A 2,523-nucleotide genomic window follows, 5' to 3' on the forward strand; every position below is an offset into this window, starting at 1 on the left:
CAGTTGGTAATCCAAATTTAAAACCGCAATTTACCAATTCATTTGAGTTTAATTATACACATCAATACGAAAAAGGTTCGTTTACTTTAGGTACTTTTTACAGAAGAGTAAATGATAATATTACTAGGGTTTTAAATGAAGATCCTTTAGATGACAATAATGTAGAAATATCTTACTTCAATACAGAAAGTAATAACCGTTACGGTTTAGAATTATCGAGCAATCATAAATTTGCAAATTGGTGGAGAGTAAATGCAAGTTTTGATTTGTACACACAAAAGGAAAGCGGTATTGCTAATGGTGAAGAACTTGAAATTACCAACAACTCTTTAAACTTTAGAGTAAGTAATAATTTTAAAGCAAGTAAAAACTTACGTTTTCAATTATTTGCAATGTACAGAGGCGGTGGAGAATCTATACAGTTTAAAGTAGACCCAATGTGGATGATTAATACTGGAGCCAGTTTAAATGTATTAAAAGGAAAAGGAACAGTTAGTTTAAGAGTAAATGACATTTTTGAAGGAATGAAATTTAAATTCGAATCTGAAAATCCATACCCTTTTGATGGTCAATTTAACTGGGAAAGTAGAACAGCTTACTTAGGTTTTATGTACCGTTTTGGAGGAGGCAAAAACAAAGCAAAGAGACGTAAAGCTAGAGACAATAATGAAACTCAAGGTGGAGGCGGATTTATGTAAAATACCGTATCTAACTAATATTCAGTATAATAAACGTAAGTTTTAATACAAGTAGAGACTAAACTAACATAATTTTAAAACTTACTATATGGATAAACAAAAAGGAATATCAGTAATTATTTGAATTAAAATATTGAAAAAACCTTTTAACAAAGCCTCTAAACTTGCATTTTAGAGGCTTTTTTTAAACTCTTAAACTTAAACTCAGATTAATTATAAATCATGCTTAAAAGAAAATTAACTATACTATTATTTATTATATGCTTCGCAAATAACTTTGCGAACAACATAGATATTGTAGTTTTTCCAAAAGCAGAAATCCTAAACAAAAATACTGTTAGAATACCTTTTAAACTTATTGATCACTTAATTGTAGTTGAAGCAAGTGTATTGAACAAAACAGGAAGTTTTATTATTGATACCGGCTCAGAAACGCTACTATTAAACAAAATTCATTTTCCATCAAAGTATAACCACAATAGAAAAAATAATAAAACCAGCGGAGTACTAAGTTATATTGACAACCCTATTGAAAAAAGATTAAAATCATTTAATTTACAGCACTTTATTTTAAAAAATCAAAAATCAGACATCATCGATTTATCACATATCGAAAAAAGTAAAAAAATGAAACTTTTAGGAATAATTGGCTACAGTGTTTTAAAAGATTATGAAATTTTTATTGACCTCTACTTAAATCAAATAACTTTAACCAAAGTTGATAAATACGGCAACAAATTAGACCCTAGAGTGTACGCAGAAAAAATTGTAGATAGTCTTAATTTCAAATTAAAAAAACATACCATCGTTATAAATGGTTATATCAATAATCAAAAACTTAAGCTTGGTTTAGATACTGCCGCAGAATTTAATCAAATTAATAAAAGTGTAAACAAAAAAGTTTTCACATATTTCGTTCCAAAAAAGCGTATTAATTTATCAGGCGCTAGCGATAAACGTGTTGAAGTTTTAATGGGAGATTTAAATCGTTTAAAATTAAGTGAAACCATTTATTTAGGACCAATGAAAACCATGCTTACAAACCTTAGTAAAATGTATGAAGTTTTTGGCACTCAACTTGATGGAGTTTTAGGATACGAATTCTTTAAATACAAAAGAACTATTATTAATTATCAAAAAGAAAAACTATATTTCATAAATTACCCTATTATTAGAAAATGAAAAGAATAATAACACATAGCATCCTATTATTTTTACTTTTAGTAACCATACAAACTTTTGCACAAAACGAGAAAGTAAAAGGTTATAGAATTGAGGGAGATGAAATTGTATTTTCTTTTGATAAAAGAGATTATAAGAATGTTTCGAAAAATAATTATTGGTCAAAATCAGATTTTGAGGATATTGATATTCATAATGTTGTAGTTTCAGGTGAATTTAACAATTGGTCATTACACAAATGGGAAATGATTAAAATAAATGAAAACATATATGAACTAAGAAAAAAAATTAATGATTTTACTGATGAATTTTTATGGGAATTCAAATTTGTAATTAATAACTACTATTGGGCTGAGCCATCAAAAGAAGATTTCAATATTAATGAAGCAACAAAAAATGGTCATCAATTAAATGTATATAATTTAAATTTCACCACTGCGTATGTTGACGAAAACGGAAATGCTTCGTTTAAAATAAAGGGATATAAAAATGCACAAAAAGTTATTTTATCAGGTACATTTAGTAGATGGAATGAAAACTATTTTAGCATGTTAAAAACTGAAGATGGTTGGGAATTAACATTACAATTAAGGCCGGGAGAATACGAGTATAAATTTATTGTTGATGGTGAATGGATTACAGA

General features: G+C 27.3%; 3 protein-coding genes. All 3 read left to right on the forward strand.

The window, feature by feature from the left end; all coding sequences use genetic code 11:
• Positions 1–698, forward strand: a 698-nt coding sequence (locus tag GQ540_RS04005) for an outer membrane beta-barrel family protein (protein WP_291797696.1), incomplete at its 5' end; no start/stop codon positions are given.
• Positions 699–920: 222 nt separating this feature from the next.
• Complete coding sequence (locus GQ540_RS04010) at positions 921–1,880, forward strand: hypothetical protein (protein WP_291797699.1); 960 nt, start codon at positions 921–923, stop codon at positions 1,878–1,880.
• A partial coding sequence (locus GQ540_RS04015) for a glycogen-binding domain-containing protein (RefSeq protein WP_291797702.1) occupies positions 1,877–2,523 on the forward strand: 647 nt, incomplete at its 3' end. The genes GQ540_RS04010 and GQ540_RS04015, both read left to right, overlap by 4 nt.

The sequence above is a fragment of the Lutibacter sp. genome (assembly GCF_013139515.1).
In the GTDB taxonomy this organism is placed as follows: Bacteria; Bacteroidota; Bacteroidia; order Flavobacteriales; family Flavobacteriaceae; genus Lutibacter.